Origin of the sequence: Arthrobacter sp. NPDC093139 (genome assembly GCF_044754165.1) — a bacterium.
Classification (GTDB): domain Bacteria; phylum Actinomycetota; class Actinomycetes; order Actinomycetales; family Micrococcaceae; genus Arthrobacter.
The window spans coordinates 17945-41925 of sequence record NZ_JBIVOO010000008.1; the positions used below are offsets into that span (position 1 = coordinate 17945).

A 23981-nucleotide genomic window follows, 5' to 3' on the forward strand; every position below is an offset into this window, starting at 1 on the left:
GGCGGAGCGTCCAGTTCGTGGGACCGAAGGTCTGCAGGTCCAAGAACCAAGGAAGGCATGTCCCCAATGACCACCCAGCAAGAATCCTCCCGCCCTAAACTCAGCAGGCGGCTGCCTGCCGTGCTCGCCGTCGGCCTCGCCTTGGTCCTCGGCCAGGGGCTCGCCGCGCCCACATCTGCCGCACCCGGGCCGTCCGCCGGCCAGTCGGCTTTCGACGACGGCCGATACATCGTGATGCTCAAGGACAAGCCCCTGGCCACATACTCGGGTGGCGTGGCCGGCATTCCGGGCACGGCCGTTCCGAAGGGCAAGAAGCTGGACTCCTCCGGGTCCAACTCCCGGAAGTACGACGCGCACCTCAGGTACAAGCAGCGGCAAACGGCCGCCGCCAAGGGTGTGCAGATAGACCAGAGTTTCACCCTGGCCGTCAACGGCTTCAGCGCGGCCCTGTCCGCAGAACAGGCCAAGCAGCTGGCCGGTGACAGAAGCGTGCTGGCCGTGGTTCCCGACACGATGCGCAAGCCGGACTACTCCAGCACGGATTTCCTCGGCCTCCCCGGCCCGGACGGTGTCTGGAAGCAGCAGTTTGACGGCAGGGATGACGCCGGCAAGGGCGTCGTCGTCGGCGTCCTGGACACCGGCTATTCGCCGGACAATCCATTCTTCGCGGGCGACACCGTCCCGCCGCTCTCGGGAAGCCCAAAGATAGGCCGGCCCTTCCACCTGCAGGGCAACGTCATCGCCATGCGCAAGGCCAACGGCGGCACGTTTGTTGGCGATTGCGTTGCAGGGGACGGGTTCGAGGGAACCGAGTGCAACAGCAAGGTCATTGGTGCCCGCTTCTACGACCAGGCCTACAAGGCTGTTGTTCCACCCGAGCAGAGATCCCCGCTGGAGCTTTTCTCCCCCTTGGATGTCAACGGACACGGCTCGCACACGGCCAGCACGGCAGCCGGAAACAGCGACGTGACCCAGACGGCAGGCGGACGTGATTTCGGCACGAGTTCGGGCGTCGCCCCGGCGGCGAAGATTGCGGTGTACAAAGTCTGCTGGGAGGGCGCTACCCCCGCAACGACCGGGTGCCTGGAATCGGACATCATCAGGGCCATCCAGGACGCCATCCTCGATGGAGTGGACGTGATCAATTTCTCGATCTCGGGCAACAACACCACGACCATTGACGCGGTTTCGCTCGCCTTCCTCAACGCCGCCGCCGCTGGGGTTTTCGTGGCAGCGTCGGGCGGCAATTCCGGCCCCGGTCCCAGCACGGTCAACCATGCCGGGCCTTGGCTGACCAGCGTTGCCGCTTCGACGTTTGACAGCTCACTCCGTGGAACCGTTGAACTCTCAGACGGAGCGAAGTTCGCCGGAGCGAGCGTGATGAGCACGGAGGTCACCGCGAAGCCGATCGTCCTGGCCGTCGCCGTCAAGGCAGCCGCCGCCGCTGACGCGGACGCAGCACTGTGCATTCCGAACACGCTGGATCCGGCCAAGACTGCGGGCCAAATCGTGGTGTGTGACCGCGGCGTTATTCCCAGGGTCGACAAGAGCGTTGAAGTGAAGCGTGCCGGCGGAGTGGGCATGGTGCTGGTCAACCTGCTTCCAGGCACACTCGATGCCGACCTGCACAGTGTTCCGACCGTCCACGTAGGCGACCCGAAGGTCAAGGACGTGGTCGCGGCGAATCCGGGCCTGACTGCCAGCCTCAAGGCAACAGACACCACGGGGGCGCCACTTCCCCCGGTCCCGCAGATCGCTGAATTCTCGTCCCGCGGCCCGACGCTGGCATCCAACGGCGATCTCCTGAAGCCCGATGTCACGGCACCCGGTGTGGCCGTCCTGGCAGCCGTCTCGCCGATCGGCTTCAAGGGCGAGACCTTCGGCTTCCTCTCGGGAACGTCCATGGCCGCGCCGCACATTGCAGGATCTGCAGCGCTCCTGCTGGGCAAGAACCCGCAGTGGTCCCCGGCGGCCGTCAAGTCGGCCATCATGACCACGGCGTATGACCTTGTCGGAGCGGATGGAGCGAAGGTTCACGACGTCTTTGCCCAGGGCTCAGGGCATGTGGATCCCTCCCGGTTCGCATCGCCCGGCCTGGTGTACGACGCCGGGCTCGCTGACTGGTTCGGGTTCCTGCAGGGCCTCGGCATCGACCTCGGCGTGGTGCCGGTGGCCGCCAAGGACGTCAACGTGCCCTCCGTGGCGCTTGGGTCCCTGGCCGGCAGCCAGACCGTCACCCGGACTGTTACCGCGGTCAAGGCGGGAACCTACCGCGCCACTGTCGAGGTTCCGGGCGTGCAGGCAACTGTCAGCCCGGCTGTGCTGACCCTCCGCGAGGGCGAGAGTGCCACGTTCACGGTCACCTTCACCACGGCCGGAGCCCCGCTGGACACTTACGCCACAGGTTCGCTGACGTGGGCATCATCTGACAACACCGTGCGTTCGCCGGTGGCGGTGCGTCCCGTGGCTGCCCGGTAGCGGGGGCAACTCCGGCCAGGCCTCGCCGGGAAGGCATGCCAGCCAGAACGACGCCGGCACTCACCACGGGTGGTGAGTGCCGGCGTCGTTCGTTTACTAAGCCCGCGGGCCGGTGGTGGCGGCGATGAGATCCATCATGGTGCGGTGCAGGGACTCCACCTGTTCCCGGGTCAGCCCGAGCTTGGCCATCATGGTGCCCGGCACGGACGTCGCCTGTTGCCGCAGTGCTGCTCCGGCCGGCGTCAAGGCGACAGCCAGGGCGCGTTCGTTCCCTTCGACGCGCCGCCTCGTGATCAGCCCGGCGGATTCCAGCCTGCGGAGGAGCGGCGAGATGGTGGCGGGCTCCTGGGCGAGTGCCTCGCTGATGTCGCGCACCGTGCGCGGGCTGGATTCCCAGAGGCACAGCATCACCAGGTACTGGGGGTGCGTCAGGCCCAAACGCTCGAGTACCGGCTTGTACGCGCCAACAACGCTGCGGGAGGCGACGGTCAGCGCGAAGCACAATTGACGTTCCAGCAGGAGGTCGTCATCGGCCTCGATGACCGAGGTCCCCGGGCCCGCCACGGCTGGGGCAATGTGTGGCGTTCCTTCGCTCCGGGAGGCGCTCATAGATGTCCCTTCAATAGTTAGTGCACTAATTATTAGTGTATCGTTGATTCTGGCAGCAGGAGATAGGGAGAAGTGGATACTGTGGCACAAGAGGACGCAACACAAAGGTTCATGCGCGCAACGGGCAAGCTAAGGGCGATTTTCGGCCCCGCCAACCGGAGCTCCCTGAGTCACGAAATGACCGAGGAAAACCGCCGCCTGCTGGCCCAGCGCGAGGCGGAAACCCAGCAGTGGGAAACGGTCCGCCGCCCTGATGGGAGCACGTATGTGGTGCCCCGTAATCCTGACGATAAGTCGCTCCGCTAGGCCCGTTGCCCCGGCGGTTACGCGGGGCAATGGGGCCGGGGCCTTTTCCGCCGCCCCGGCGTAAAATAAGGGCACTGGCAGTTACGAGAGCAGATGCTCGCTACCTTCGATCAGGGAAGGGGGTGGTACTTGTGGCACATGTACTCACTGGTTTCATGAACCTGACCGACAGGCTTCGGTTCGTATTCGGCCCCGCCTCCGTAGACGACAACGCATCGCCCGTGGTTCACCGACATGACGACTTCGAGCACGCCTCGGAGGAAGACCTGGCCCAGTTCGAAGTCGAGACCGATTCCGAGGGCCACCACTACGCAATTCGCAAGAGTGACCTGAAGTACCTCGAATAGGCAGACACGAAAGCGGCCGCCGGCCTGGTTTTGCCAGGCGGGCGGCCGCTTCCATGTGCTGTGCCTGTTCCTTAGCGGCCCGTGCCGCCGTAAACGGTGGCCTCTGCTTCGCTGTCGAGGTCGAAGGCCCTGTGGATGACGCGCACTGCCTCGTCCAGGAGGTCGGCGTGGGTCACCACGGAAATACGGATCTCGGAGGTGGAGATCATGTTGATGTTGATGCCGGCGTCGGACAGCGCCTTGAAGAACGTGGCGGAAACACCCGGGTGGGAGCGCATGCCCGCGCCGATCAAGGAGAGCTTGCCGATCTGCTCGTTGTACTCAATGCTCTCGAACCCGATCTCAGCCTCGGCGGCACGAAGGGCTGCAAGGGCATCCGCACCATCGACGATCGGGAGCGTGAATGAGATGTCCGTCCGGCCGGTCCCGTGGGTCGAGACGTTCTGCACGATCATGTCGATGTTCGAGTGCGCGTCCGCGATCACCTGGAAGATGGCGGCGGCCTTTCCGGGGATGTCCGGAACACCCACCACGGTAACCTTGGCTTCGGAACGGTCGTGTGCAACACCGGAGATGATTGGCTGCTCCAAGGCAACTCCCTCTTGAGTCTTGATCTTGTCGTCGGCACCGGGCATGACCCACGTGCCTTCGTGCTGGCTGAATGAAGAACGGACGTGCAGGGGCACACCGAACCGGCGGGCGTATTCGACGCACCGCAGGTGGAGGATCTTGGCCCCGGACGCGGCCAGTTCCAGCATCTCTTCGCTGGAAATGCGGTCGATCTTCTGGGCCGACGGCACCACACGCGGATCGGCCGTGTAGATGCCGTCCACGTCCGTATAGATCTCGCAGACATCGGCGTCCAGGGCTGCCGCAAGGGCAACGGCCGTGGTGTCTGAGCCGCCCCGGCCCAGGGTGGTGATCTCGTTGGTGCTGCGGCTCATGCCCTGGAAGCCGGCAACGATGGCAATGTGCCCCTTGTCGAGGGCGGTCCGGATGCGATGCGGATCCACGTCAATGATCCGTGCCTTGCCGTGGATGCCGTCCGTGATCATGCCGGCCTGGGAGCCCGTGAAGGATTGGGCGGAGGCGCCGAACTTGTTGATGGCCATGGCCAGCAGTGCCATGGAAATGCGCTCACCGGCGGAAAGGAGCATGTCCATTTCGCGCGCCGGAGCGGAATCGGTGACCTGCGCGGCGAGGTCCAGCAGTTCGTCGGTGGTGTCACCCATGGCCGAAACCACAACAACAACCTCGTTGCCGGCCTTCTGCGCGTCGACGACGCGCCGGGCAACCCGCTTGATGCCGTCAGCGTCGGCTACCGATGACCCGCCGAATTTCTGGACAATGAGCTGGGCGGTCGACGCCGGGTTGACGGTCAGCTCCTGCAGCTGCGGTTCGGTCTTCACATCGGTACTGGGCATACTCATGCGTGCACCCTCACTGGATCAAATCGGAGTTCTGGAGGCCAGGCGGCCTTGCGGCTCGACGGCGTAACTGATGTTGACAGTTTATCGCCGCCCTCGGCCGGGCGTTGAATTGTGACCGATTCCGCTCCCGCAGATGCTCCGGGACTGGCTTTGCCGGCCGGCGCGGCTCATCAGCTGAGAGCGTTGCGCCGGCCCTCGAATGCGCGGCCGAGCGTGACCTCATCGGCATACTCCAGGTCGCCGCCGACGGGGAGTCCGGAGGCCAGCCGGGTCACCGTGATGCCGATGGACTTGAGCATCCGGGCCAGGTAGGTCGCCGTTGCCTCGCCCTCAAGATTGGGGTCGGTGGCGATGATGATTTCCTGGATGGCGCCGTCATTCAGACGGGTCAGGAGTTCACGGATCCGCAGCTGTTCGGGGCCGACGCCGGCGATCGGATTTATGGCCCCGCCGAGCACGTGGTATCTCCCGCGGAAAGAGCGCGTCCGTTCCACGGCGAGGACGTCTTTGGACTCCTCCACCACGCAGATAACGGTCGGGTCCCGGCGGGAGTCCCGGCAGATATTGCACAGCTCCTGCTCCGTCACGTTGCCACAGACCGTACAGAACTTCACACGTTCCTTGACAGTGGTGATGGCCTGCACAAGGCGCTTCATGTCCTCGGGGTCGGCCTCCAGGATGTGGAAGGCCAGCCGCTGAGCCGACTTGGGCCCGACGCCGGGCAGGCGTCCGAGCTCGTCGATCAGTTCCTGAACTGCACCCTCGTACACAATGTCCTCGATTACCTGGTTGGATGATTACCGGCCGTGCTGGCCAACGTCGTGGGCGGCTGGGTGGCTGGCTGACGTACGGCCCGGTGGCCGTGCCTGCCGACAATATGGGCTTCCGGTTCCCTTGCAGGGCCCGGCCGCTGCCACAGGGCCGGAACCCGTTCGGTCTTGCTAGCGGGGCAGCAGCGGACTTCCGTCCAGCGACCGTTCCTCGATCAGCTTTCCGCCCAGAATACGCTCAACCGCAGCCCTGCCAAACACGCCTGATTCCTCGATGGTTTCGTCATCCGCGCTGGGGATGTCCTGTGCGTAGGAGGCCGTGGGCTCTGCCTGGCGGGCCGGGGCCTTGGCCCGCCCCGCTTCCGCCTCCGGGCTGTTCGACAAACGCTGGTACAGGCTCAGCTTGCCGTTGCCGGCGGGTGACGGAGCTGCCACCGCTGCTGTGCCCTGGGTTGCCCCAGGCGCCCCCGCCGGTGCAGAACCCAGTGCGGTCACCCTGGTCGGCGCCAGCTGAGGCTTCGCAGAGGGCGCGGCGCCAAGGGCAAACCCGGCCGCGTCAGATCCCGCCGCCGGCGCAGAGGCCATGGCATAGGCGGGAGCGAATTCCGCGGTGCCCGGCTCGGGCGTTGCTGGCCCCCCGGGTAGGGGGCGGTGGGTGTGCTCTCCTGCCTGTACCTGCGACGGGCGGGAAGTACCTGCAGGGTCCGGAACCCGCGGCTGTGCGGAGGGCGGAACCTGGGCAGCCGCTGGCTCATACCGGGGTGCGGCAGGCGCCGGGGGTTCCTGCCCGCCTTGGTCGCCGGGCTGGCTCAGGTATTTGCCGACGTTGGTTTCCGAGCCGAGGGCCCACACTCCAGGTGCCTGTTCAACGGCGCGCGACCACGGGTCGCTTGACGCGTCCCCGACCTGACGGGCTGGCCCACGGGCCGGGGCGGCGGTCTGGGCAGGGGCCGCCGGCTGGACAGGCCCCGCGGCCTGGGCAGCCGGGCCGGAAGCGGCCGCCGGTGAAGGCTCGCTGCGTGGCTCACGCGGGGACGGTGGCTCCCAGTCCGCTGGCGGTTCTTCGTCCAGCGGCGGCGCATCTTCGTCGAGCGGCGGGCCCCAGTCGTCATCGGGATAGGAGTACGAATGGGTCTGTCCCGCATCGGCCGGCTGCCAGGGATCTGCGGGCTGCCCTGGATCACCGGACTGCAGGGGAGCTGAGGGCCCAAGAGGAGCGCCCACCGAGGGCGTGGCGCGCTGGATGTCCGCGTTGCGGTCGCGGCCGGGGCCGGGCGTCATGACTGACGGCTGCCCTGGCCGGCCTGACCGGGTTGCGGTATTGACTGTCTGGCCAGGGGCCGCCGGGGTAACAGGCACCTGCGGAGAGGTCGTCTGAGGAGCAGCCGACTGAGGCGCAGCGGCCCGAGGCGCGGGGGCCTGAGGCGCGGGGGCCTGCTCCTGCCGGTGAGCCGGTGCCTGTCCGGTGTCGGGCCCGGCTGGGGCCAGGCCCCAGTCCGCGTCCGTCGTAGTAGCCGGGATGTCCCGGCTAATAGGACCTTTTGGGTTTGGCTCAGAGCTCGCTGCGCTGTTGGATCCGCCTGCTGTGGCGGTGATCTGGCAGTCGATGCCTATGGTCTTGTGGATGGCCTGCCGCAGGTTCTCGGAATGGTCGGCCCGCCCGAACGCGCCGGCCAGTCCGGGCGTTGTGAAGACCAGTGTCAGGACCTGGCCGTCGAACTGGCCGACCTGGGCGTTCGGCTCGACGAGGGCCCATGTGCTGCGCTTGATCTTGGTGAGGGTCTGCAGGATTTCCGGCCAGGCGCGGCGGAGCATTTCGACGTCGGCGCCGCCACCCGGGGACGTCGGCGGCGCGGGACGCGGGGCGCCGGCGGCCGCCGGGGCTGGAACTGGCCGGGCGTCCTGGGCTGGCGTAGGCCGTACGGGCGCAGGCTGTACGGGCGCCGGCTGTACGGGCGCCGGCTGAACGGGAGGCGTGGACTCGGGTCCGCCGGTGCGAACCGCATCGGCGGACGGCCTGCGGGGGCCGGAATGCGGTTCGTCAACTGGCCAGTCGGTGGTGCTGATCCGGGGCGCGGAGATGGGCTCCCGCTGCGCCGGCAGCTGGGCCGCGGGGCCCGATGGCCCTGTGTCGGGCATCCCGGTGGCAGGTGCGGGAGCTCCGTGAGCTGCCCCTGCCGGGGAAGGCGCGGGCGGCGGAGCAGAATCAACGGCAGAAGCGGCAGCAGCAGCAGAGGGCAGATCCGACGCCGCGGCAGCGGGTGCCGCAGCAGGCGCAGTGGGAACAGGCGCAGGGGGAACAGGGGCTGCGGAGACAGGCGTGGCCGTAGGGACGCCGGGTTCGTTCCCCGCGTAATTCAATCTCCGCTCCAGACGGTCAATACGTGCGGCAATTCCGCGTTCGGTCTGTTCGGAGCTTGGCAGCAGGATGCGGGCGCACAACAGTTCGAGATGCAGCCGGGGCGACGTGGCTCCCGTCATCTCGGTGAGCGCGGTGTTGGTGACGTCCGCCGCGCGGGACAGTTCCGCGGCGCCCAGGTTGTGCGACTGGCTCTGCATCCTGGCGATCTGGTCGGCGGGCATGCCACGAAGAATGGACTGGGCGCTCTCGGGCATGGCCTGCACGATGATGAGGTCACGGAAGCGCTCCAGGAGGTCTTCCACAAAGCGGCGCGGATCGTGACCGGTCTGGATGACGCGGTCAACCGCCCGGAAGACAGTCGCCGAGTCGGAGGCTGCGATGGCCTCGACCACATCGTCCAGGAGCGAGGCATGGGTGTATCCGAGCAGCGCCACGGCCAACTCGTAGTCCAGGCCGTTCGGACCGGCTCCCGCCATGAGCTGGTCCAGGACCGAGAGCGAATCCCTGACGGATCCAGCCCCGGCGCGGATGACCAGGGAGAGCACACCCGGCGCGACCGGGACGTTTTCCTGGTTGCAGAGAAGCTCGAGGTACGCCAAGAGCGGCTCCGGGGGCACGAGCCGGAACGGGTAGTGGTGCGTGCGGGAGCGGATCGTCCCGATGACCTTGTCCGGCTCCGTGGTGGCAAAGATGAACTTGATGTGTTCCGGCGGCTCTTCAACGATTTTCAGCAGGGCGTTGAATCCGGCGGACGTGACCATGTGGGCTTCATCGATGATGAAGATCTTGTAGCGGTCCCGCACCGGTGCATAGGTGGCCCGTTCCCGAAGGTCCCGGGCGTCGTCCACGCCGCCGTGGCTGGCGGCGTCGATCTCGATGACATCGAGAGATCCGGCACCGCCGCGGGCCAGTTCAACGCAGCTGGGGCACACGCCGCACGGCGTATCTGTAGGGCCTTTGGCGCAGTTGAGGCAGCGTGCCAGAATGCGGGCCGACGTGGTTTTGCCGCAGCCACGCGGACCTGAGAACAGGTAGGCGTGGTTCACGCGGTTCTTACGCAGGGCCGTCATGAGCGGCTCCGTGACATGCTCCTGCCCAATAACGTCCGCGAACGAGTCGGGACGGTATCTGCGGTAAAGGGCGGTTGTAACAGTCACAGGGAAAACCCTACCAATCGGGGCTGACATAAAAGACCCCCCATGCACCCGCCAGAGCCCGCCTACCCTTGCTACCTTCCGGTCCTGGGGGAGTTCAACAGGATGACGCCACATGAGGGGCCGTCAGATACTTTACCTGAAATTTCGGTGTGCCCCGAATCGGCCCAATGCCGGTGCCGGTGCCGGCTGGCGGTGGCCCGTTGGCGGGGGGGCAGGCTACCGGTGTCCGTTCACCGGCCAGCTCATGAAGGCTGGCTCCTCATAGGGGTGCGCCGTGCGCAGTGCGCGCACGACGGCGTCGAGCACTTCGTCCGCGACGACGCACTCCACACGCAGCTCGGCCACCCGCTCGGGAACCCCTTCGGCTCCGATAAATGGCCGGGAGCCACGCAAGGGGGTGAAACGGCCTAAGCCGGGCGACGTGAACGAACAATGCGAGTAGTCACCCAGCCGTCCGGCGCCGGCGTCTCCGATGGCGGCCAGCACGGCTTCGGCGTGGGACTCGGGAACGTAGACGACCAAGGCGTGCAACTGTGACATGACACCATCCTGCCAGCGGATGCAGCCAAGTCGCGGCTGCGCAGCCCCGGAAGGGCGGGCAGCTGGAGGGCAACAGCAGGAGGGCCTGGAGGCCGGCAATTGCAGGCCGCACCGCTCGATTGGGCGATGCCGGAAAGTTCGGGTATTCTAGTATCTGCTTTTGATTCAGAAGCAGCTGGAGAATTCGCCTAGCGGCCTATGGCGCACGCCTGGAACGCGTGTTGGGTTAACGCCCTCGGGGGTTCAAATCCCCCATTCTCCGCCACTGGAAACCCGGTTCCGATTTTGTCGGAACCGGGTTTTCTTTTCCTTCCGGTATTCGGCGCCGGCTACGCCAGCCCCAGCCGCCGAAGGCGCTGCCGAGCGGCACGTTCGCTGGGTCCCATCCGGCCCAGTGCAAGGCGTACGACGGCGAGAGTCACCCTTGTTGCCAGTCCCACCGGAAGGGGCAGCGGACCTAGCTGCGCCTTCCGCAGCCCCAACATCTCTCGGTACCGCGGCTCGAGGCTTAGCACTGCACCCGCGAAAAGCACCCGGTATCCAGGCATCAGCCATGGATGCAGGGGAGGGTTCCGGATAAAGGCAACGGTCTCGGCAACCCGTTCGTCCGCTCGAAGGGCGCCCGTCGAGAACCAGTTGTTCAACTCCCGGACCACCTCGGCTTCACGGAGCGGCGGTGAACTGACGCCCATCAGCCGCCCTGCCTGCGCCCATTCACGGACATAGGCGTCGGGTCCGCCCGGAATGGGTCCGCCCCATTTCTTGTGCACCGTGAGGAAGGAATCCGTAAACGTGACGTGGACCCATCGGAGTAAGTCCGGATCGTTCGCCGAGTAGTCCCGCGTGGCTCCGGCCCCATCAACGTATTGTCCGTGGACCGAATCGTGAATCCGTAGGACGGAATCTGTCACTAAGCGGGCATCGGCCGTTGAGCCGTACGTGACGGCATGGATCCAGCGCGTCGTCCGGGCAAGGCGTCCGAGGGGGTCGTCATGGAATTGGGAGTGTTCATAAACACCGGCCATAACCCCGGGGTGCAGCGTCTGCATCAGAAGCGAGCGGATGCCCGCGACGATGGTGGGCATCCCGCGATGGACAGTCCAGACAGCGGAGCCGGGCAGATAGAAGCCCGGGTCATTTCCCTGGGCGAACTTCTCTGCCCAATCGGGCGGCGCAGAAGGGCTGCCCGTCAGCGTCCGTCTGACCTCCGCCTGCCATTCCCTGAGGAAATTGCGCATGCTCCATTCTCGCGCACCTAACTGAGAGTTGGACCACAATTTTGCGGCCCTTCCGCCGGCCAGTTTGCGGGGCCCGCAATGAAGGATATTGCCCTCCAAGCGGGGTGCCCGTTTGGGGGGTTAAACCTATAAAGCACAGGGATTCACCCCCCAGTTTTAGGGGTTTCCCGGCGCCTTCACGTGTGGCCACAATGGAGGACATGCTCGTCGAGACAAGGAGTTGGCGGGTCCTACATCAGGAGAATTCTGTGGCAACTCATGGGGGAAACCAAGACACCGCCAGGGCGAACGGGCCCGGACGAATCGCTTTGCGGAGCCTGTCTGCGGCGGTTGTCGTAGGCTTCTCCGTTTTCGCGTTCGGGTTCCAAGCGCCGGCCAGCCGCATCCAGACTCCGGCAGGGGCCCTCGACGAGGCCTCCGTCCGCGTGGTTCCGCCTTCCGGCGTCGTGGGACCTGCGCTGCTTGACCCGGCCAGCACTTCCGAGGGCCGCACCGTAAGCGGTCCGGTGGCGGAGTTGGTTGCCAAAGTACCGTTTGGCCGGACGATCGTAGAGACGTCGTCCAAAGGCGTTGCCTCCACGAGCAGGGTCAAGTCGCAGTCCCCCGGTGTTGCATCCGCCGCCTTGAAGCGGCCAGGAGCAGGTTTCCTCATGGCACCGCTCGAGGTTTTGTATCCGAGTTCCTCCTTCGGCCTGCGGCATAACCCCCTGACGGGGGAATCCGGTGAGTTCCACTGGGGCCAGGACTTCGCCGCTGCATGCGGCACCCGTGTGTACGCGGCCGATTCCGGTGTTGTCCGGGCCGCAGGATGGCATCCGTGGGGCGGCGGCAACAGGGTAGAGATCGACCATGGCAACGGGATCATCACCACGTATAACCACCTCCAGTCCGTGGCCGTTGCCAAGGGCGACGCAGTGCGTGTGGGTGAGGTCATTGCTCAGGTAGGTACCACAGGATCGTCCACCGGGTGCCACCTCCACTTCGAGGTCATCGAGGACGGCGAACACCAGGATCCAGCAAAGTGGACCCTGCTGCCCATCCGGCAGGTAGATGCGCTGCAGCAGGCGGTCATGACCAGCTTCGATCCCGCTGCTGCCAATCTGGCGGGCTGGGCGATACCCTTCCTTCGCGGGAACACCGGCGACGGCAGCTCTGAGGCCTCCACCTATTATGATGCCCGGCCGTTCACCTGGAGCCCGTCCAGCCCCTCACTGATGCCCAGTTCCACGGCCACGTGGGCTTCAACCCCTCAGACCAGCTCCAGCCCGCTGCAGACCATCGCACCCGAACCGACGGCCACGTCCAAACCCGCTCCCTCGCCGTCGACAAAGCCTGCCCCATCGACTCCGCCTGCAACGACTGCCCCCCCGACAACGACCACTCCGCCGACAACGACCACTCCTCCGACGACCACCGAGCCGCCGGCAACGACCGAGCCGCCGGAGACCACTGAGCCGCCGACGACTGAGCCGCCGGCAACGACTGAACCGCCGACGACTGAGCCGCCGGCAACTGAGCCGCCGGAGACGACTGATCCGCCGACGACTGAGCCGCCGGCCACTGAGCCGCCGGCGACGACCGAGCCGGATCCTGCACCAGTAGAGCCGTTGCCCGAACCCGCCCCTGGTCCGCCTCCGGTTGATCCAACGCCGGACCCCTATGTTGAACCCGTCCCAACTCAGCCGGCACCTGCACCGGTGGATCCGCCCACCGCAATTGTTGTCGAGCCCGTGCCTGCTCCGGCTCCCGCGCCTGCTCCGGCGCCTGCTCCGGCTCCCGCGCCTGCCCCGGCCCCCGCACCGGCGCCTCCGGCTCCGGCACCTGCCCCGGCGCCTCCGGCACCCGCGCCTGCCCCGGCTCCCGCGCCTGCTCCGGCTCCTGCACCCCCGGCCCCTCCGACGCCGCCGGCCCCGCCCGCAGCAACGCCTGTGCCAACAGCTGTCCCTGGCTCAACAGCTCCTGCAACTGCACCTGCAGGAACAGAAACAGCCGTGACGGCGGCCCCCACAACCGCGCCGTAGCGGCGCGGCGGGGTTCGCCGTCCGGCTGTTCACCAAACCGGGAGGAGGTCGAAGGAATGCACCGGAGCGCATATCGGTTGTCATTAATGACGACCATGCAACCGGCCAGGGAGCGCCACGTGCAGTCCTTCCGAAGGATCCGGCTGACGTCCAAGGACGGAGCCGTACCCGAGGCCGCCGGTTTTGACCCTTGGCAGCCCTCGCGCTGCCAAGGCCAATCTGCCCGGCCGTCACATTTCCCCTTAGCGCCAGGGCAATGTCCCCTGGCCAGGGACGCAAAGTCGTGGGGCGGCCTGCCCCCGCCGTTGTCCCGGTGATCCCGGAACCGCGGCACCTACAAAGCGGTCATCATCCGGTGCCCGCATAGATGAAACGAAAGCGAGGAGCGTTAGCAAGGTAAGCGGTAGGCATCGTAATTTTTCGACATGCCAACTGAAGTTTCCCCACAGTTTGCTTTTTGTCTGGTTGGATGGAGCGTACTGAGAGGGACACTGGAAGTACCCGCTTCCTAACTACCGCGAAGGCAGCAATGGAGCTCATCGAGGCCGAGCACCCCAGGCCACGTCATTTTCTACTCCACCTGAGCGACCCCCATTTGTTGGGAGGTCCGGACCCACTTTATGGCGCTGTTGACAGCGAAGCCCGCCTGATCCAGCTCTTCAATGAAGTCCAGGCATCAGGCGCCCGCCCGGAAGCCGTGATTTTCACCGGGGACCTGGCGGACAAGGGAGACCCCGAGGCTTACGCCAAACTCCGTGCGATCGTTGACCCGGCGTGTAGGGACCTCGGCGCCAAAGTCATCTGGGCCATGGGAAACCACGACAACCGCGCGAATTTCAGGGCGGGCCTGCTGGACCAGCCGGGCAATGACGACCCGGTGGACGACAGCTACTACATCAACGGCCTGCGGGTCATCACGATGGACACGTCCGTGCCCGGGTACCATCACGGCGAACTCAGCGGCGACCAGCTGGATTGGCTGGCCGCGCAGCTGGAAACGCCCGCCCCGGACGGCACCATTCTGGCGCTGCACCATCCGCCGGTACCGTCGGTACTGGACCTGTCCGTGCTGGTGGAGCTCCGTGACCAGGCTTCCCTGGAGGCAGTGGTCCGCAACTCGGACGTCCGCACCATTTTGGCCGGGCACCTGCACTACTCGACGACGGCGAGCTTCGCCGGCATCCCTGTGTCGGTTGCCTCTGCCACGTGCTACACCCAGGACCTGAACGTTCCGGTGGGAGGAACCCGCGGGCGTGACGGCGGGCAGGCCTTCAACCTCGTGCACGTCTACGAGCACACCATTGTGCATTCCGTGGTGCCGCTGGGAAGCACACCGACTGTGGGGGAATACGTCACCCCAGAGGAAACGGAGCGGCGTCTGGCTGCTGCAGGCATCCGGATTCCCGAGCGGGCGAACCGGCCGGTTCTTACGCGAAACTAGCCTTAAACCAAGCCCCCGGCAGTCAGGACTGCTGGGGGCTTTGGCCTCGCATATTTACTTCTCCCAGGGCGCCTTGATGGGGTAGTACTTCTCCAGGAATTCTGTGACCAGATCGGCCCTTTCCCCGGCGGGAACTTCCGGGAAGCTGCCGTCATTGAGGCAGAAGAAATCCTTGTTCCGCTTTGCCAGCAGCTTGGGCAGGTAGTTGAGCCCCGCACGGAGTGTGGTGTCCACATACCTGACCTTGGCGGCGGTCTGAGTGACAGCCCGGCCGGTGAGCAGCGCGTAATAGTGGTAGAACGAATTGGTCACCGAGATGTTGTCCGCTGCGCGGAAGGTGCTGGCAGCAGTCTTGGCGAATTCGCTCGGGAATTCCTCCTCCATCTGCTCCACGACGCTGCGGCGCAGGGGTGCAGCGGTGTGTTCCAGGTGACGCGTGGTGATCCGGCCAAACCGGTTCCAGAGGAGCTTGCGGTTCACCCTGGCGGCATTCTCGAAGCCGCTGCGCTCGGCCGCATTCTCGCCGAGGCCGATGCGGGTCTCCGCCTCGATGAACTTGGTGATGCCACCGGGCGTGAAGAACATGTCGGGCCCCACGGGGCGGCCGAAGAACATGTCATCGTTGGAGTACAGGAAGTGCTCCGACAGGCCTTCGATATGGTGCAACTGGCATTCCACAGCCTGGGAATTGTGCGTGGGCAGCACGGAAGGATCGGCGAAGAACTCTTCACTCCGGACAATCGTCACGGACGGGTGGTCAGCCAGCCATTCAGGTGCGGGGGAGTCCGTGGCAATAAAGATGCGGCGGATCCATGGTGCGAACATGTAAACGGACCGGAGTGCGTACTTGAGTTCGTTGATCTGCCGGTAACGTGCTTCATGGTCGTCACCCTCCCCGAGCACGGCAGTGGCCTGGCGGGCCCGGCGTGCTGCGATGTATTCGGGCGAAGTGCCGTCCACCCACGAGAAAACCAGGTCGATGTCGAAGCTGATGTCACTTGCGTGGTCAGCGAACATGTTCTCGATAGTGGGCCAGGTGTGCCCGTACCGTTCGACAGTTCCGCGCACGGCGTCCTGGGCCAGCATGGTCCGCCGGGTCAGGGAATTCTCGATCGGCAGGATCACCTCGTCGTCTTCGAAGCTCCAGAGCTCCAGCTGCACGCCGGCGGAAGCGCCGAACTCGAAGCCGCCGCTAGGCTCCACGCGCGGCCTGTACAGCCTGAAGATTCTTGACTGACGGTTCGTGGAGAGCTCTCCGTCGGCCACGAGCACCGACGTCTTCTTCTTGGCATCCACAGTCATGGAGTAGAAAGGCTCATTGCGGCACGCTTCCACCAGGGCAGCGCGCAGCTTCTTGCGGTTTTTCCAGTCCAGCGCAATAACCGGGCGGTCGTTGTTGCCGCGGACCAGCAGGTAATCCAGGCCGGCCTGCGCCAGCACGTTCCGGAGGAAGAGCAGGTCCTCCACCATGGCCTGGTACGGCGTCCGGTTCTTGTTGATCAGGGCATACCGGCCCGAGGTGCGGACCACGTCCGGTCGGTGTTTGAGGCGCGCAACAGCAGCGGGCGATGTTACTTCCGCGAGTACGGGCACGTCCTCGGAAGTCTGTCCGCCATAGTAGATGTCATCCTGAACCGTTACGTCTGTAATGGTGATTCTCCGTGCTGCTAGGGGTGGGCTCTTACTTGCATGATAGTCCTGCAAAAAAACTGCAAGGAAAGTTGCCGGCAGGGCGCGGCATGCCGCGAAGCGGCGGCAGCGGGCTCAGCCCGCCAATGCCTCCCGCCAGCTGCGGAGAAAAGCCGCTCCGGCGTCGTCGTGGATGACCGTCGCATCCATGCCGAGGTCCTCGGCCGTAAGAATATCGTAGGGCTTGTCCGGCACACCATCGGCGGGCCGGACATCCACGTGCTTGACCGCGTGGTCATTGTGGTGCAGCCAGTCGGCCATGGCATAGTCCGTCCGCGAATCACCTACGGTCCGCCAGGCCTGCGGTGTGATGCCCTGGGCCGCCAGCAGCTCCACCGCCCGGCTTGCGCCCAGGTCCTTGCCGAGCCGCACTGATTCTATGTCCGTGGAAATGATCGTGGGGTCCACACGGTAGTCGATCTCGTCGTCGGAATTGGGTGCGTGGTGGTCCAGGCGAACGACGCCCATGCCGTGCCGCTGCATCAGCTCCATGGCTTCCGCGTCGAAGAGCCGCTGCTCGGCGAGGTACTCGCTGTTCGGCACCTCGATGTGCTGTTCGACCGAGACCATGGCGCGCTTGGTCTCGTCGAAGAACATGTGCGAGGAGTAGTCCTCAGCCACCATCCGCCGGATGTCGTCACCGTAGGCGGCGGGCACAGCCAGTTCGCGGTCCACGTGGATCGGTCCGGCCCCGGCGGAGGTGTAGCTGAACCAGACGGCGCCCTTCTCGCAAATCGCATGTATCAGGGTGCTGCCTGGCATGCCCGCCGCGATCATCGGGTCCATCACCTGCTCGCGGATGAAGGCGTCCGAGCGCCCGGTGTTGAAAATGACTGGTACTCCGGCGTTGGCGAGGGCCACCAGGTCCGCGATGATCTCCGGCTTGACGTCCCTGGTGACAGGGCTGGCCACCGGGCCGTCGACGTCCAGGAGCAGGGCCAGGGCGGGTGCCGATGGCGTGTGGGCGCTGAAGCCCGCGGCAGCGTTCGCTGTAGGTGCAGTCATGGTTCCATTCTGTCAGCCGCCGCCAGTGCGAAGTCCCAGGCAGGCACAAGTGCCGCGGATGTGACTCATGGTTACTGTTTGGCTACAACCTCGGTCCGCGGCCCGATCCACATTCCCTAGGACAGGCAAGATGCTTACGCTTGCAACGTGATATTCAAAGCTGTGGGCGAGGGACGCCCTTACCCCGACCATGGTTACAGCACGCCCAAGGACTGGGCAGCGCTGCCTCCCCGGCCGGTGCGGCTGGATGAACTTGTGACCACCAAGCGGACGCTGGACCTCGAGGCCCTGCTGGCCGAAGACTCCACCTTTTTCGGAGACCTTTTCCCGCACGTTGTGCAATATAAAGGAACGCTCTATCTCGAGGACGGCCTCCACCGGGCTGTCCGGACGGCGCTCCACCAGCGCACCGCGATCCACGCCCGGGTGCTGGTGATCGATGGCTAGGAAACCCAAGGACGTCACGGTTCTGCACGGACACCGTGTCATCACTGGTCCAGAGCTCCGTGCCACCCTCGTGGCCGACGACGACCCCGCTGACCACTCCGCAAAGCTCCGCCGGAAGATCCTGCACGGCGTGGTGCTGATGATGCTCCTCGGGCTGATCGTCACGGGCGTCATGGGAGCCGTGGCGGTCATGAACGGCCAGATCAAGCTTCCCGGGACCGATGACAGCCCGGCCCAGACATCCACGTGCCCGGCCACGACCTTCGATTACACGCCGAACGCCAAGGTCAAGGTCAACGTCCTCAACGCTACGACCAGGGGCGGGCTGGCGAGGTCAGCAGCCAATGAGTTCAAGGTCCGCAAATTCGCGGTGGGCAAGGTCGGCAACGTCGAAACCGGCTACCGCGGCGTGGCCGCCATTGTGTCCGGCGCCGCCGGCCAGTCCGCGGCCTTCACCGTGCAACGGAACCTGCCCGGTTCGGACTACTTCCAGGACGGGCGCTCCGACGCCAGCGTGGACGTGATTCTGACCGGCGACTACCGGGGCCTGGCCAAGCCTGAACTCGTGGACCAGACTCCCGGCAAGCTGGAGTGCCCGCGGGAAAGCCGTCGCATTGCCGACGACGCCCAGTGGCCCGTAGTCCCCACACAGGGCGCCAAAGGCTAACCCCTAGCCGGCCGCAGCGGGAGGTTCGCTCAGACGGACGGGACGGCCGCCGTCGTCGAACCTGGCTCCGGCACCCAACTGAATGAACCGCACTGTCCGGGAGATCCGTTCCTCCATGTCGTCCGACTCCCCGCTGCCCCGGGCAGCGCTGGATGACAGGGTTCCATGGATCAGCTGCGCCTGCTGCCGGACGTCCGCCACCGGGAAGTAGCCTTGGTCCATGCCTTCGCGCAGGATGTCCTGGAGAAGGTCACTGAGGCCGCCGACGTGATCTGCAAGCTTGGCGAAGGACGCCGGGGACAGCACAGCTCCCATGGCCGGGCCCGGCGGAAGGTGGCGGCGGCTGAGGTCCTCCACCTGCGAGCGCACATACAGCGCGAGCCGGTCCACCGGATTCTCCAGCAGGTTGAGGGACTCCTTCAGCTCCGCCAGGAAGCGCTCCGTTTCAATCAGGGCGTAGGAGATGAGCAGCTCTTCGATATCCGCGTAGTAGTTGTACACGGCAGTGCGCCCGATTCCTGCGTGGCGGGCAACATCCGTCATGGTCAGCCCGGGCAGCCCGTGCGTGAAGAGAAGTTCGCCAAAGGCATTAAGGATGCGGCGCTGGGTCTCGGCGCGCTGCGCAGCATTGCTGGGGGCCGAAATCCGTGGCATACGCACACTTTACCGCGCTCTGTCAGTAAAACCGTGCGTGTCTTGCGTCCCGTTAGACCGCGCAGCCGTCCGGGCCGCAGGCCCCGCCGCCCTGCGATGCACCGCCCTCTGGCCCGGGGTCGCCGGCGTTGACCATTGCCAACGGACGGGCGTCCGCCCAGGCTTGTTCGAGGGCCATGCTGAACGCTGCCGGGGACTGGGCGCCGGAGAGGCCGAATTTCCGGTCAATCACGAAGAAGGGGACCCCGCTGATGCCCAGCGCCCGCGCTTCAGCAATGTCATGGCGGACATCGGCGGCGTACTTGTCAGTGGTGAAGAGTTCGGCAACGGCGGCGGCGTCGAGGCCCAGTTCCGCGCCCAGCGCGGTGAGGTAGTCGCGGCTGCCGATGTCCTTGCCGTGTTCGAAGTGATCACTGAGCAGCCGCTCCTTGGCGGCGTCCTGCTTCCCGGCCGCGGCGGCCAGGTGGATGAGCCGGTGGGCGGTAAAGCTGTTGGCGACCACGACGGCGTCGAACCGGTACTGGAGGCCTTCACCTTTCGCCTGGGCGGCTACGTGGTCGAACATCTGTGAGACCTGCTCGGGGGCCAAGCCCTTGCGCGTGCTGAGGTAGTCAAGCTCGGTGCCGTCATAGTGTTCGGGCAGGGACGGATCCAGCTGATAACTGCGCCACTGCACCTCCACGGCATCGCGGTGGGGAAACTCAGCCAGGGCGGCCTCGAAGCGCCGCTTGCCGATGTAGCACCACGGACACGCGACGTCTGACCAGATTTCAATCTTCATGCTTGCCACAACCTTTACCGGCGCTCTGGCATTCCGCTGCGGCGGTGTCGGTTAGGCCACAGGCGGCCCGAAGGCGGACAGTCTTGCCCGCTGCCACGCGGGATCCTATCGTTTGACATAGGTTATGACGTCAGTCGTCGGATGGCGTTCATCCGAACGCACCCGTTACTCGGGTGTGCCGAGGCAGGCGCTTCTATCCGTTGTCCGGAAGCATCCTGCCCTGTGTCCCAGGAGGCCGGGCATGCGGATAGGACTAATTGCGGGACCGTGGATTCCGGTTCCCCCGCCCGCTTACGGCGGTACTGAGCGGGTAGTGGACAGCCTTGCCCGGGGGTTTGCCGAGGCCGGCCATGAGGTGGTGTTGGCTGTACCGTCCGACAGCGAATGTCCCGGTCTCCGAGTCCCGGACATGCGGAAGGCCGAAACGGCCGAACTGGGGTTCACGCTTTCGGAACTGAGTCACGTGATACGCGCCTACCGGGGGATGGGGGGAGTGGACATCATCCACGATCACACCATGGCCGGCCCGCTGTACCCGCACCGCCCGCCCGCCGTGCCGGTGGTGACGACCATCCATTGCCAGCTGACGCCGCCGGCGGTGGACATTTACCGGGACATCGGCAGGACCGCAAGCATCGTTGCTATTTCCCATGACCAGGTCAGCCGCACACCGGACGTGCCGGTGGCGCGGGTCATCCACCACGGGATGGATCTGGCCGGAGTGCCCGTGGGCACGGGGCAGGGAGGCTACGCGTGCTTTGTGGGACGAATGTCCCCGGACAAGGGTCCGGCCCAAGCCATCGCCGTCGCCCGGAAGGCCGGAATCCCGCTGCGCCTCGCGGCAAAGATCCGCGAACCCGAGGAGCTGCGCTACTTCAGGGAGGTCGTTGAACCTCTTTTGGGGCCCACCGTGGAGTTCATCGGCGAGCTTGGGAATACCGAAAAGTACGCGCTGATGGGCGAAGCCTGCGCCTTCCTGAACCCCATCCAGTGGTCCGAGCCTTTCGGGCTGGTGATGATCGAGGCCCTGGCCACAGGGACGCCCGTGATCGGCACGCCCATTGGCGCCGCGCCGGAAGTGGTGGACCACGGATCCACCGGCTACCTGGCTTCCCTGGACGAACTGCCGGCGCTGTTGCTCCGGGCCGGCGAGCTCAGCAGGGCAGCGTGCCGCGCCTCCGTCGAGCAACGGTTCAGCTCGGAACGGATGGTCGCGGACCACCTGGATCTGTACACCCAGCTATTGGAGCAGAAGCTGCCTTCCGGGGTTTCCGATCCGGCCATGGTGCGTGAGAATCAGATACACGATTCGCTGGCGCCCGGTTCCTGACCCCAGCCGCGGCGCCTGGCAAGGGAAGGGATCAGCCCATGAATGCGTGGAATGCCGGTACCGAAGCGGGTCCATCCGAAGCCGGCTCGGTCACCGTGGTCGAAGGGTCCTCGTTCTGCATCTCCTCCCACAACGGGGACATCATTCCCGGCGGACCACAAGGGGTCTTCTACCAGGACACACGGGTGGTTTCCCGCTGGATGCTCCGGGTCAATGGATCCCTCCGTGAACCGCTGGGCACCCAGACGCCTGCCCCCTTCCAAGCCACCTTCGTTGGCAGGGCGCGCTCCGCTGACGGCAGATTCGACAGCCCGCTGGTGGTCCGGCACCAGCGGCATATAGGTCCCGGGCTGAGGGACGACATCACCATCGTCAATTACTCGTCCGAGCCGGCGGACTGTGACATCGAGCTCAGCATCGAGGCCGACATGGCGGACCTCTTCGATGTCAAGGGTGGCAGGGCGGCAACCGGTGCCGTTGTCCTCAGGTCGGTTCAGGGTGCGGAGCTCCATATCGAAGCTGAGCGCAACGGCCAGCGGCGGGGTGCGGCCATCCGGGCAGCAGGGGCGCTGGTACGCGAGGATGCATTGGCTTTCCGGGTGGAAATTCCGCCCAGGGGACAATGGTCCACCGCCGTCATCGTGGTTCCACTGATCAACGGAGTGGGGCCGGATGAGCCCTTTTCCGAGGCTTCGCCTCCGCACCACAGGATGGGCGTTAAGAGGCATCTGGCTTGGGGGGAGCACGTACCGCGGGTGACCGTCCTGGACCGGAACGTTCAGAATGTTCTGAACCGCAGCCAGAACGACCTGGGCTCCCTGCGCATCTTCGATGATGCACACCCTGACCGGGCTGCTGTCGCCGCAGGCGCCCCGTGGTTCATGGCACTCTTCGGTCGGGATTCGCTGCTGTCCGCGTACATGGCACTGTTGGTCGACCCGAACCTGGCTGCCGGCACGCTGCAGACCCTCGCCGGGATCCAGGGCCAAAAGGTGGATCCGGACTCTGAGGAAGAGCCGGGGCGGATCCCCCACGAGGTGAGGTTTGGCATCAGTGCCGGCCTTGCCCTCGGTGGCACAGCGTATTACGGCACGGCCGACGCGACCCCCCTGTTCGTCTCCCTCCTGGGGGAGCTCAGCCGCTGGGGACTCGGCGAGGACATCATTGGATCGCTGTTGCCGCATGCGGATCGTGCCATGGAATGGATTGAGCATTTCGGGGACCGCGACGGGGACGGCTTTGTGGAGTACCAGAGGCCCAACCCCCACGGACTCTTAAACCAGGGGTGGAAGGACTCGTGGGACGGGATAAATTTCGCCGACGGCAGGATGGCCGAGCCGCCGATAGCGCTGTGCGAGGTCCAAGGCTACGTGTATGCCGCCTACGTGGCGCGGTCGCTGCTTGCCCGCTGGGAGGGTGACAAATCCAAGGAGCGCCACTGGGCCGCGCGTGCTGCCCGCTTAAGGACGTCCTTCAACGAACGGTTCTGGATGCCGGACAAGGGGTACTACGCCATCGCCCTGGACAAGGACAAGCAGCAAGTTGACTCGTGCGCGTCAAACATGGGCCACTGCCTCTGGGTTGGACTCGTCGACGAGGATAAGGCGCCGCTGGTCGCGGAGCGCCTCATGTCACCGGAGATGTTCACGGGCTGGGGAATCAGGACACTGGCCTCGGACATGGGCGCGTACAACCCGGTCAGCTACCACAACGGTTCGGTTTGGCCGCACGACACCGCGCTCGTCGCCACCGGGCTGATGCGGTACGGCTTTGTGGACGAGGCCAGCAGGGTCGCGAGCGGGCTCTTCGCGGCGGCGGCCCACTTTGGCGGACAGTTGCCGGAATTGTTCTGCGGGTTTGACCGGAGCGACTTCCCGGAGCCGGTGCCGTATCCGACGGCGTGCTCCCCGCAGGCGTGGGCGGCGGCGGCTCCGGTTCAGCTGGCCCGCATTCTTCTGCGCTTCGACCCGGACTTCACCCGGAACGAGGTCCACCTGGCACCGATCCTTCCGGACAGGATGGGCGACATCACCGCCGATAACGTTCTCCTGGGCAGTTCCAGGATCACCATCCGGGCCAAAGGAAGGGAAGGCAGCGTGGAGGGCTTGCCGCCGGGACTGACGCTCCGGAACGACCCCCGCCTGCCACTCTATAAAGACCTCGTGAGTTAGCCGCCCAGCCTCCGCTCCATCACGAAGTCGTGTTCCACAGCGCTTCCCAGCCGGAAGGACTTGGTCCCCACCTTCCGGAAGCCCGACTTTTCGTAGAACCGGATGGCCTTGGTGTTCTGGCTGTTGACGCCGAGCCACAGTCCCGTTGCCCCGGCGGCTGCGGCGTGCCCGATGGTGGCCTGCATCAGGTCAGCCGCGGCGCCGAGGCCGTGATGGTCAGGATGGACATAGCATTTGCTGAGCTCCGCCGAGGGCAGGGCGGTGAGCGCAGAGGCCACGTCAGGATCCAGGGCCGGCCGGTTCACGAGCAGGCTGTAGCCGCGGAGACCGCCGCCGCCGGCATCGATGACCAGTATCGTCACACCGGGGTCGGCGAGATACGTGCGGAAGTGGCGCTCGCTGAGTGTGTCGGCGAGGTGGGCCGCTATGTCCTCGGGGGAGGAGCCCGGCGGGCAGGCCAGCGGAAAGGTGACGGCCGCCAGCTCAGCCAGCCGCCCGGCGTCGTCCGCTGTTGCCTTACGGATGGTGTGTGTCATGG

The 23981-nt window shown here is 65.7% G+C and carries 20 protein-coding genes, 1 tRNA gene and 1 other RNA gene; 10 read left to right on the forward strand and 12 right to left on the reverse strand.

The features are described 5' to 3' along the window. Positions 1 to 66 precede the first annotated feature (66 nt). Complete coding sequence (locus tag ACIP90_RS13380) at positions 67 to 2478, forward strand: S8 family serine peptidase (RefSeq protein ID WP_400579811.1); 2412 nt, start codon at positions 67 to 69, stop codon at positions 2476 to 2478. A gap of 96 nt (positions 2479 to 2574) precedes the next feature. Here ACIP90_RS13380 and ACIP90_RS13385 read toward each other — a convergent pair whose 3' ends face one another. Further along, positions 2575 to 3087 carry a MarR family winged helix-turn-helix transcriptional regulator gene (locus tag ACIP90_RS13385; RefSeq protein WP_400579812.1) on the reverse strand — a complete coding sequence of 171 codons (513 nt, stop codon included), beginning with the start codon at positions 3085 to 3087 and terminating at the stop codon, positions 2575 to 2577. A gap of 111 nt (positions 3088 to 3198) precedes the next feature. Between ACIP90_RS13385 and ACIP90_RS13390 the strand changes: the two genes are divergently transcribed. Continuing rightward, positions 3199 to 3393 (forward strand): hypothetical protein, encoded by a 195-nt coding sequence (locus ACIP90_RS13390; RefSeq protein ID WP_400579813.1) that lies wholly within the window; start codon positions 3199 to 3201, stop codon positions 3391 to 3393. 131 nt (positions 3394 to 3524) lie between these two features. Further along, entirely contained in the window at positions 3525 to 3740 is a 216-nt protein-coding gene (locus ACIP90_RS13395) for a hypothetical protein (RefSeq protein ID WP_400579814.1), read from the forward strand. 71 nt (positions 3741 to 3811) lie between these two features. Here ACIP90_RS13395 and ACIP90_RS13400 read toward each other — a convergent pair whose 3' ends face one another. The 5 genes from ACIP90_RS13400 to ACIP90_RS13420 form a co-directional block, all read right to left on the reverse strand. Then, complete coding sequence (locus ACIP90_RS13400) at positions 3812 to 5170, reverse strand: aspartate kinase (RefSeq protein ID WP_400579815.1); 1359 nt, start codon at positions 5168 to 5170, stop codon at positions 3812 to 3814. Between the two features lie 170 nt (positions 5171 to 5340). Further along, complete coding sequence (gene recR, locus ACIP90_RS13405) at positions 5341 to 5940, reverse strand: recombination mediator RecR (protein ID WP_400579816.1); 600 nt, start codon at positions 5938 to 5940, stop codon at positions 5341 to 5343. 171 nt (positions 5941 to 6111) lie between these two features. After that, the gene (locus tag ACIP90_RS13410) at positions 6112 to 9489 is read right to left on the reverse strand and encodes a DNA polymerase III subunit gamma and tau (protein ID WP_400579817.1); all 3378 of its coding nucleotides are present in this window, start codon (positions 9487 to 9489) and stop codon (positions 6112 to 6114) included. Beyond that, an RNA gene (gene ffs, locus ACIP90_RS13415) (signal recognition particle sRNA small type) lies at positions 9488 to 9584 on the reverse strand. Before ffs ends, ACIP90_RS13410 begins: the two co-directional genes overlap by 2 nt. A gap of 91 nt (positions 9585 to 9675) precedes the next feature. After that, a complete protein-coding gene (locus ACIP90_RS13420) occupies positions 9676 to 9999 on the reverse strand; it encodes a hypothetical protein (RefSeq protein WP_400579818.1) in 324 nt (107 codons plus the stop codon). Between the two features lie 177 nt (positions 10000 to 10176). Here ACIP90_RS13420 and ACIP90_RS13425 point away from each other — a divergent pair. Beyond that, positions 10177 to 10264, forward strand: a tRNA-Ser gene (locus ACIP90_RS13425). A 64-nt stretch (positions 10265 to 10328) separates the two neighbouring features. Here the strand turns inward: ACIP90_RS13425 and ACIP90_RS13430 are convergent. Beyond that, positions 10329 to 11237, reverse strand: a complete 909-nt coding sequence (locus ACIP90_RS13430; RefSeq protein ID WP_400579819.1) for an oxygenase MpaB family protein — start codon at positions 11235 to 11237, stop codon at positions 10329 to 10331. Positions 11238 to 11485: 248 nt separating this feature from the next. On the opposite strand from ACIP90_RS13430, the gene ACIP90_RS13435 reads away from it, so the two are divergent. Beyond that, positions 11486 to 13258: a M23 family metallopeptidase gene (locus ACIP90_RS13435; protein ID WP_400579821.1), complete on the forward strand. Its 1773-nt coding sequence runs from the start codon at positions 11486 to 11488 to the stop codon at positions 13256 to 13258. 529 nt (positions 13259 to 13787) lie between these two features. Further along, entirely contained in the window at positions 13788 to 14699 is a 912-nt protein-coding gene (locus ACIP90_RS13440; protein ID WP_400579822.1) for a phosphodiesterase, read from the forward strand. Between the two features lie 54 nt (positions 14700 to 14753). Here ACIP90_RS13440 and ACIP90_RS13445 read toward each other — a convergent pair whose 3' ends face one another. Then, complete coding sequence (locus ACIP90_RS13445) at positions 14754 to 16229, reverse strand: stealth conserved region 3 domain-containing protein (protein ID WP_400579824.1); 1476 nt, start codon at positions 16227 to 16229, stop codon at positions 14754 to 14756. Between the two features lie 234 nt (positions 16230 to 16463). Then, positions 16464 to 17393 (reverse strand): hypothetical protein, encoded by a 930-nt coding sequence (locus ACIP90_RS13450; RefSeq protein WP_400579825.1) that lies wholly within the window; start codon positions 17391 to 17393, stop codon positions 16464 to 16466. 147 nt (positions 17394 to 17540) lie between these two features. On the opposite strand from ACIP90_RS13450, the gene ACIP90_RS13455 reads away from it, so the two are divergent. Both ACIP90_RS13455 and ACIP90_RS13460 read left to right on the forward strand, forming a co-directional pair. Continuing rightward, a complete protein-coding gene (locus ACIP90_RS13455) occupies positions 17541 to 17840 on the forward strand; it encodes a type II toxin-antitoxin system VapB family antitoxin (RefSeq protein WP_205651433.1) in 300 nt (99 codons plus the stop codon). Beyond that, positions 17833 to 18507 carry a LytR C-terminal domain-containing protein gene (locus ACIP90_RS13460; RefSeq protein ID WP_400579827.1) on the forward strand — a complete coding sequence of 225 codons (675 nt, stop codon included), beginning with the start codon at positions 17833 to 17835 and terminating at the stop codon, positions 18505 to 18507. Before ACIP90_RS13455 ends, ACIP90_RS13460 begins: the two co-directional genes overlap by 8 nt. Before the next feature lie 3 nt (positions 18508 to 18510). Here the strand turns inward: ACIP90_RS13460 and ACIP90_RS13465 are convergent, their stop codons facing one another. Both ACIP90_RS13465 and ACIP90_RS13470 read right to left on the reverse strand, forming a co-directional pair. Continuing rightward, positions 18511 to 19161, reverse strand: coding sequence for a TetR/AcrR family transcriptional regulator (locus tag ACIP90_RS13465; RefSeq protein WP_400579829.1), 651 nt, complete (start codon positions 19159 to 19161; stop codon positions 18511 to 18513). Between the two features lie 52 nt (positions 19162 to 19213). Next, entirely contained in the window at positions 19214 to 19942 is a 729-nt protein-coding gene (locus ACIP90_RS13470) for a DsbA family oxidoreductase (protein ID WP_400579831.1), read from the reverse strand. Positions 19943 to 20183: 241 nt separating this feature from the next. Here ACIP90_RS13470 and ACIP90_RS13475 point away from each other — a divergent pair, with 241 nt between their 5' ends. Then, the gene (locus ACIP90_RS13475; RefSeq protein ID WP_400579832.1) at positions 20184 to 21272 is read left to right on the forward strand and encodes a glycosyltransferase family 4 protein; all 1089 of its coding nucleotides are present in this window, start codon (positions 20184 to 20186) and stop codon (positions 21270 to 21272) included. 38 nt (positions 21273 to 21310) lie between these two features. Next, positions 21311 to 23443, forward strand: a complete 2133-nt coding sequence (locus ACIP90_RS13480) for a glycogen debranching N-terminal domain-containing protein (protein ID WP_400579834.1) — start codon at positions 21311 to 21313, stop codon at positions 23441 to 23443. Here ACIP90_RS13480 and ACIP90_RS13485 read toward each other — a convergent pair. Beyond that, positions 23440 to 23979 (reverse strand): GNAT family N-acetyltransferase, encoded by a 540-nt coding sequence (locus ACIP90_RS13485; protein ID WP_400579836.1) that lies wholly within the window; start codon positions 23977 to 23979, stop codon positions 23440 to 23442. The genes ACIP90_RS13480 and ACIP90_RS13485 overlap by 4 nt on opposite strands. Positions 23980 to 23981 lie beyond the last annotated feature (2 nt).

Coding starts and splice junctions, on each gene's coding strand:
- ACIP90_RS13380 (WP_400579811.1), top strand. CDS start 67: ATGACCACCCAGCAAGAATCCTCCCGCCCTAAACTCAGCAGGCGGCTG.
- ACIP90_RS13385 (WP_400579812.1), bottom strand. CDS start 3,087: ATGAGCGCCTCCCGGAGCGAAGGAACGCCACACATTGCCCCAGCCGTG.
- ACIP90_RS13390 (WP_400579813.1), top strand. CDS start 3,199: ATGCGCGCAACGGGCAAGCTAAGGGCGATTTTCGGCCCCGCCAACCGG.
- ACIP90_RS13400 (WP_400579815.1), bottom strand. CDS start 5,170: ATGAGTATGCCCAGTACCGATGTGAAGACCGAACCGCAGCTGCAGGAG.
- ACIP90_RS13410 (WP_400579817.1), bottom strand. CDS start 9,489: ATGTCAGCCCCGATTGGTAGGGTTTTCCCTGTGACTGTTACAACCGCC.
- ACIP90_RS13420 (WP_400579818.1), bottom strand. CDS start 9,999: ATGTCACAGTTGCACGCCTTGGTCGTCTACGTTCCCGAGTCCCACGCC.
- ACIP90_RS13430 (WP_400579819.1), bottom strand. CDS start 11,237: ATGCGCAATTTCCTCAGGGAATGGCAGGCGGAGGTCAGACGGACGCTG.
- ACIP90_RS13440 (WP_400579822.1), top strand. CDS start 13,788: ATGGAGCTCATCGAGGCCGAGCACCCCAGGCCACGTCATTTTCTACTC.
- ACIP90_RS13450 (WP_400579825.1), bottom strand. CDS start 17,393: ATGACTGCACCTACAGCGAACGCTGCCGCGGGCTTCAGCGCCCACACG.
- ACIP90_RS13460 (WP_400579827.1), top strand. CDS start 17,833: ATGGCTAGGAAACCCAAGGACGTCACGGTTCTGCACGGACACCGTGTC.
- ACIP90_RS13465 (WP_400579829.1), bottom strand. CDS start 19,161: ATGCCACGGATTTCGGCCCCCAGCAATGCTGCGCAGCGCGCCGAGACC.
- ACIP90_RS13470 (WP_400579831.1), bottom strand. CDS start 19,942: ATGAAGATTGAAATCTGGTCAGACGTCGCGTGTCCGTGGTGCTACATC.
- ACIP90_RS13475 (WP_400579832.1), top strand. CDS start 20,184: ATGCGGATAGGACTAATTGCGGGACCGTGGATTCCGGTTCCCCCGCCC.
- ACIP90_RS13480 (WP_400579834.1), top strand. CDS start 21,311: ATGAATGCGTGGAATGCCGGTACCGAAGCGGGTCCATCCGAAGCCGGC.
- ACIP90_RS13485 (WP_400579836.1), bottom strand. CDS start 23,979: ATGACACACACCATCCGTAAGGCAACAGCGGACGACGCCGGGCGGCTG.